This is a genomic window from Micrococcus sp. TCR-5, from assembly GCF_052220525.1.
Classification (GTDB): domain Bacteria; phylum Actinomycetota; class Actinomycetes; order Actinomycetales; family Micrococcaceae; genus Micrococcus; species Micrococcus luteus.
Map to the genome: position 1 here is coordinate 46999 of NZ_JBQPDO010000016.1, position 6077 is coordinate 53075.

General features: G+C 71.4%; 7 protein-coding genes. 3 read left to right on the forward strand and 4 right to left on the reverse strand.

Annotation, left to right across the window (positions count from 1 at the left end; all coding sequences use genetic code 11):
* Positions 1–8 precede the first annotated feature (8 nt).
* The 4 genes from ACTSKS_RS09665 to ACTSKS_RS09680 all read right to left on the reverse strand — a co-directional run bounded on the left by ACTSKS_RS09665 (position 9) and on the right by ACTSKS_RS09680 (position 2694).
* Positions 9–386, reverse strand: a complete 378-nt coding sequence (locus ACTSKS_RS09665) for an ArsR/SmtB family transcription factor (protein WP_036313828.1) — start codon at positions 384–386, stop codon at positions 9–11.
* A 54-nt stretch (positions 387–440) separates the two neighbouring features.
* Positions 441–1100: a vitamin K epoxide reductase family protein gene (locus tag ACTSKS_RS09670; RefSeq protein ID WP_036313831.1), complete on the reverse strand. Its 660-nt coding sequence runs from the start codon at positions 1098–1100 to the stop codon at positions 441–443.
* Positions 1101–1161: 61 nt separating this feature from the next.
* The gene (locus tag ACTSKS_RS09675) at positions 1162–1902 is read right to left on the reverse strand and encodes a DsbA family protein (protein WP_036313834.1); all 741 of its coding nucleotides are present in this window, start codon (positions 1900–1902) and stop codon (positions 1162–1164) included.
* A gap of 42 nt (positions 1903–1944) precedes the next feature.
* On the reverse strand, positions 1945–2694 hold the full coding sequence (locus ACTSKS_RS09680) for a cytochrome c biogenesis CcdA family protein (protein WP_036313837.1): 750 nt from the start codon (positions 2692–2694) through the stop codon (positions 1945–1947).
* Between the two features lie 152 nt (positions 2695–2846).
* Between ACTSKS_RS09680 and cmtR the strand changes: the two genes are divergently transcribed.
* The 3 genes from cmtR to ACTSKS_RS09695 all read left to right on the forward strand — a co-directional run bounded on the left by cmtR (position 2847) and on the right by ACTSKS_RS09695 (position 5815).
* Positions 2847–3209 (forward strand): Cd(II)/Pb(II)-sensing metalloregulatory transcriptional regulator CmtR, encoded by a 363-nt coding sequence (cmtR, locus tag ACTSKS_RS09685; protein WP_036313923.1) that lies wholly within the window; start codon positions 2847–2849, stop codon positions 3207–3209.
* On the forward strand, positions 3206–5161 hold the full coding sequence (locus ACTSKS_RS09690; protein ID WP_170721174.1) for a heavy metal translocating P-type ATPase: 1956 nt from the start codon (positions 3206–3208) through the stop codon (positions 5159–5161). The genes cmtR and ACTSKS_RS09690 overlap by 4 nt, the downstream gene beginning before the upstream one ends.
* Positions 5162–5341: 180 nt before the next feature.
* A complete protein-coding gene (locus ACTSKS_RS09695) occupies positions 5342–5815 on the forward strand; it encodes a signal peptidase II (protein WP_230297579.1) in 474 nt (157 codons plus the stop codon).
* Positions 5816–6077 lie beyond the last annotated feature (262 nt).

The following is a 6077-nucleotide window of genomic DNA, read 5'->3' on the forward strand; positions in this document are numbered from 1 at the left end:
GACCGGGCTCAGGCCGCGGCGGGGCCGTCGGGGCCCGGGGTGCCGGAGTGTGGGCAGAGCTCGACCGCGTGCCCGGTGACCGTCAGCAGCCGCTCGGCGGCGGCCAGCACCTGAAGCAGCTCGGGCTCGGCGGCCAGGGCGTACAGCGAGGCCCGGCCCACCGGCCGGGAGGCCACCAACCCGCAGCCGGCCAGGCAGGCCAGGTGCGCACTGACCGTGGACTGGGCCAACCCGAGGTGCTCGGTCAGCTCGCGCACCTTGTGCTCCCCGGTGGCCAGGTGCCGCAGGATCGCCAACCGGGTGGGGTCGGAGAACCCGTGGAACAGCGCCGCCGCCGGGCCCAGGCCCGCCGCCGGGGACACCCCCGGCTCCTTAATCATCGTCATACGACGATGATAGCGCCTTCAGTCGATAATGGCGAGGTCGCGCCCCAGGACCGGTCAGAAGCCGGTGAAGGCGGGGAGGAACTGGACGAAGACCGAGCCGGCGACGGCGACGTAGGCGACGGCGATGAGGGTCCCGGCCCAGCCGGTGGCGAACCGGACCACCCCCGGCGGGGCGGGGATCACGCCGTGGGCGAGGTTGCGGGCGGTGAGCAGGAGGAACAGGGGGATCATGGCCGCCCAGACGATCATGCAGTACAAGCAGAGGATGTAGATCTCGTACAGGGCCTGGAACCACAGCCAGGCCACGAACCCTATCCCGAGGGTGACCCCGGCCTGCAGCCCGAGCCAGTACCCGCGGCCGGGCCGGGCCCCGGAGAGCACGACCATCGCGGTGGAGATCACCACGGCGAAGGCGACGATGCCGATCAGCGGGTTGGGGAAGCCGAACAGCTCGGACTGCCAGGTGCCCATGACCCGTCCGCAGGACACCCAGGGGTTGATGTCACAGCTGGTGGTGTGGCCGGGGTTCTCGTAGAGGGCGAGGCGTTCGAGGACCAGGGTCGCCGAGGCGATCCAGCCGACGGCGCCGGTGACGAGCAGCACCAGGCCGAAGGCCCGGCGCCCGGTGAACCACGCCGGGGCCGGCGCCGGGCCGGCTGCCGATACTGGGGAGGCGGCGCTCGGGGCGGTGGGCTCGGTGAGCCGGTCGGTCATGGGAAGTCCTTTGCTCTCGGTCCTCTGCTCTGGCCCGGGTGGCCGCGGATGGTCCGGGCGGTCAGTCCTGGGTGGCGGCCTCGACGGCGGCGGTGAACTCTTCCAGGCTGTTCACGGTGAGCGGCTCACCGTCGAGGTAGAAGGTCGGGGTCCCGGCCACGCCCAGGGCGGTGCCGTCGGCCACGTCCAGCTCGACCCGGTCCCGGGTGGCCGGGTCGGCCACCGCGGCATCGTAGGCGGCCATGTCCAGGCCCAACTCTTCGGCGTAGGCCCGGAAGACCGGGCTGCGGTCCTCCGTGGTGTGGCTCCACTCGGTCTGGGTCTCGAACATCTTCTGGTACATCGACTCGTAGGCGCCCTGCTGGGCAGCGGCCTCCACGGCGATGGCCGCGGTGACCGAGTTCGGGTGGCCCGGCAGCGGGAAGTACCGGTGCACGAAGGTCACGGTGTCCGCATACTCGGCGCGCAGGTCCTCCACGAAGGGGTAAGCCGCCGCGCAGGCCTCGCACTCGAAGTCCAGGAACTCCACCAGCACGGCCTTCTCATTGGGGGCCTGCGAGAGCACCCGGCTATTCTCCCGCACCAACTGACCGGCAGACCCAGTCGACTGCCCGGTGGACTGGGCGGTGGACTGGTTGGGGTCCTGCTGCTGGGCGGTGGCGGTCCCGCGGGCCACAAGGTAACCGATGAGGGCGGCGGCCACGACCAGGCCCAGCAGCACCCAGACCACGATCTTGGCCCGGCGCTGCCGGGACGGGGTGGGAGAAGACGGGGTGGAAGCGGTGGGGTCAGGGGAAGTCACGAGCGGTCCAATCCGTGAGGTGGGGGGCGTGTGCGGGCGGGGTTAGACGGGGGTGGTGAAGGTGCCGGCCAGGTTCTGCAGCTGGTAGATCCACAGGGTCCAGATCCCGGTGACCATCAGCACCCCGACGAGCACCAGCAGTACCCCGCCGATGATGTTGAAGGCGCGGATGTGGCGGCGGACGAAGCCCAGCGTTCGGGTGACCCAGTCCAGGCCCATCGCCACCAGCACGAAGGGGATGCCCAGGCCCAGACAGTAGAGGAAGCCCAGCAGGGCCCCGCGCCAGGGGTCCCCGGTGGTGGTGCTCAACGCCAGCACGGCGCTGAGGGTCGGGCCCATACACGGGGTCCAGCCCAGGCCGAAGACCACCCCGAGCAGCGGGGCCCCGGCGATCCCGGTCCTGGGCTGGAAGGACATCCGCCGGGTGTTCTGCAGGAACGGCAGCCAGCCGATGAGCACCAGGCCCATCAGGATCACGAACACCCCCAAGGCCCGGATCAGCGCGTCCTGCCACTGCAACAGCCACCCGCCGATCACCCCGAAGGCGGCCCCGTAGAGGGTGAACACCGCGGCGAAGCCCATAATGAACAGTCCCACCCCGGTCATCACCCGGCGCCGGTTGTCCGCCCGGCGCGGGTCGGCCAGCCCGGAGACATACCCCAGGTATCCGGGCACCAGCGGCAAGATGCACGGGGAGAGGAAGGACACCAGCCCGGCGACCACGGCCAGCGGCATCGCCACCAGCAGTGCCCCGGACTGGACCATCTCGGCGAAGAACCCACCCAGGCTCATGGCCGTCCTCCTCGGCCCCGGCAGCGGCGATGCGGGAAGGTGGGGCAGCAACGGGCAGTCACGGAGGGTCCTCACTGATTCAATCGATCGGGGTCGCCCGGCCCGGGCGAAACCCCGCAAGAGACTACAGTGCAGGCTGTATAGTTCACCACATGCTGACGATTGCGACACGGTTGGACGTGATGAACCGGCTGGGCCGGGCGATGGCCGACCCCACCCGATCCCGGATCCTGCTGTCCCTGCTGGAGGGCCCCGGGTATCCGGCCGAGCTGGCCCAGGCCCTGGGGCTGAGCCGGTCGAACGTGTCGAACCACCTGGCCTGCCTGCGGGACTGCGGGATCGTGGCCGTCGAGCACCAGGGCCGCCGCACCCGGTACGCGATCGTCGATGCGCACCTGGCCCGGGCGCTGAGCAGTCTGCTCGAGGTGACCCTCGCGGTGGATGCCTCCGCGCCCTGCCTGGACCCGGGCTGCCCGGTACCCCGGTGCTGCGACACGGCGGAGGTGGCCTCGTGAGCGCCGCCTGCGGCTGCGAGGCCCCGACCCCCACTCCCGGTGCACCCGAGGAGCACGAGGAGCACCGGCCGTGGTGGCGCGATGCAGCCATCCTGCTCCCGGCGCTCTCCGGGCTGGCGTTCCTCACCGGGCTGGTCCTGGAATGGTCCGGGGCCGGTCTCGTGGCCACGGTGGTGTTCTGGGTCGGGCTGGTGCTGGGCGCCTGGACCTTCGTGCCCGGGGCGCTGCGCGGATTGTTCACCCGGGGCCGGCTCGGGATCGGACTGCTGATGACGATCAGCGCCATCGGCGCGGTGATCCTGGGCTACATCGAGGAGGCCGCCGCCCTGGCGTTCCTGTACTCCATCGCCGAGGCCCTGGAAGACAAGGCCATGGACCGGGCCCGGGCGGGCCTGCGCGCCCTGCTGAAACTGGTGCCCGAGACCGCGACCATCCGGGCCGGCGGGGCCACGGTGGAGGTCGAGGCCAAGGACCTGCGACCCGGGCAGGTGCTCGTGGTCCGGCCCGGGGAACGGGTCGCCACCGACGGGATCGTGCGTACCGGGCGCAGTTCCCTGGACACCTCGGCGATCACCGGCGAGTCCATCCCGGTCGAGGTCGGCCCGGGAGACACCGTCTCGGCCGGGTCGATCAATACCGCCGGGGCCCTGGAGATTGACGCCACCGCCGCCGGCACCGACAACTCCCTGACCACCATCGTGCACCTGGTCGAACAGGCCCAGGCCGAGAAGGGGGACCGGGCCCGGCTGGCCGACCGGATCGCGAAGCCCCTGGTGCCCGGGGTGCTCATCCTGGCCGTGCTCGTCGCGGCCCTCGGGTCCCTGCTCGGGGACCCGGAACTGTGGATCACCCGCGCCCTGGTGGTGTTGGTGGCCGCCTCGCCCTGCGCGCTGGCCATCGCGGTGCCGGTCACCGTGGTCTCGGCGATCGGCGCGGCCAGCCGGTTCGGGGTGGTCATCAAATCCGGGGCCGCCTTCGAGCGCCTCGGCGGGATCCGCCACCTGGCGGTGGACAAGACCGGGACCCTGACCCGCAACCAGCCCACCGTCACCGCCGTGCTCGCCGCCCCCGGCATCACCGAGGACCAAGTGCTGGGCTGGGCCGCGGCACTGGAACAGCACAGCACCCACCCGTTGGCCGCGGCCATCACCGCCGCCACCCCGGACACGCCCGCGGCCGAGGGCGTCACCGAGACCGCCGGGCACGGGATCACCGGCCGCCTGGACGGGGCTACCGTCACCGTCGGCAGCCCCCGCTGGCTGGCCCCCGGCCCCCTGGCGGCCCAGGTCCAGGGGCTGGAGGACCAGGGCATGACCGTGGTCATCATCCACCGCGACGGGGCGGTCGCCGGGGCCATCGGGGTCCGTGACGAACTGCGCCCTGAGGTCCCCACCGTCGTGACCACCCTGACCGGCCAGGGCATCGACCTGACCATGCTCACCGGGGACAACGCCCGCACCGCCCGGGCGATCGCCGACCAGGCCGGCATCGACGACGTGCGCGCCGAGTTGCGCCCCGAGGACAAGGCCACCGCCGTCCACCAGTTGACCGGCACCCGGCCCACCGCGATGATCGGTGACGGCATCAACGACTCTCCCGCCCTGGCCGCCGCCGAGGTCGGCATCGCCATGGGCGCCACCGGCTCGGACGCAGCCATCGAATCCGCCGATGTCGCCTTCACCGGCCACGACCTGCGCCTGATCCCCCAAGCTCTGGCCCACGCCCGCCGCGGCCGGGCCATCATCAATCAGAACATCATTCTCTCGCTGCTGATCATCGCCGTGCTGCTGCCGCTGGCCATCACCGGCGTCCTCGGCCTGGCCGCCGTGGTCCTGGTCCACGAGGTCGCCGAGGTCATCGTCATCGGCAACGGCCTGCGCGCCGCCACCACCCGACGCACCGCCCTGGAACCCCTCACCGACCGGCAAGCCCAACCCGCCACCACGGGATGAGCTCCTACCGTGCCTGCGGGACAGAGACGCCCAGGCCCGGTGAGACCCGACCTGTCCGGTCCATCCGGTACCTGCCAGCGATTTCACAGGTCGCGCCGGGGTCAGCAGATCCACTGAGGCGCCGGGAAACGGGCGCATCGCGAAAGGACACGAATGAACCACCGGCGCAGGTACCCCCTGGTGCTCTTGACCATTGCGATCGGGGCCGGCGTAGTGGTCCTGGACCAGGTGACCAAGTGGTGGGCGGAGAACAGCCTGTCCACGGGCGAGCGAGTCCCGCTCCTGGGTGAGCTGCTCGGGCTCCAGCTGGCCTACAACCCCGGGGCGGCCTTCTCGTTCGGGGCCAACTCGACCTGGATCTTCACCATCATCTCGGCGGTGGCGGTCGCCGCGGCGATCTGGTTCACCCTCCGGGTCCGTACCGTGTCCTGGGCGATCGTGATCGGGTGTCTCGGCGGCGCGGTGACTTCCCACCTGGGTGACCGGCTCCTGCGCCCACCGTCATTCGGGCAAGGCCACGTGGTGGACTTCCTCGCCTACGGGAACTGGTTCATCGGCAACATCGCGGACATCTTCATTGTCGGCGGGGCGCTGGCCGCGGTCCTCCTGACCGCCACGGTGCCCGACCGGGGCACCGTCGACGTCGCGCGATAACCACTACTAGGACTCCCCTCCGCGGCCCGCTGCAGTCGGTCCCCCCTAGGGAGTCAACCTGCCGGCGCCGTACGAGACCACACGGTGATCTTGGCGGGGTGGGGCGGTGCGACAGGTGGGTGGCACGCCTCGACGCCGGTCGGCGATGGAGCAGAAGCCCCGGCCCTGGGAACGACAGACCATATCCGCGTCCCGACCCCGGTGCTCCTGACCCCTGTGGTCAAGGGGCCGATCGTGCACAGGCCGACGGCCGAGGGAGGGA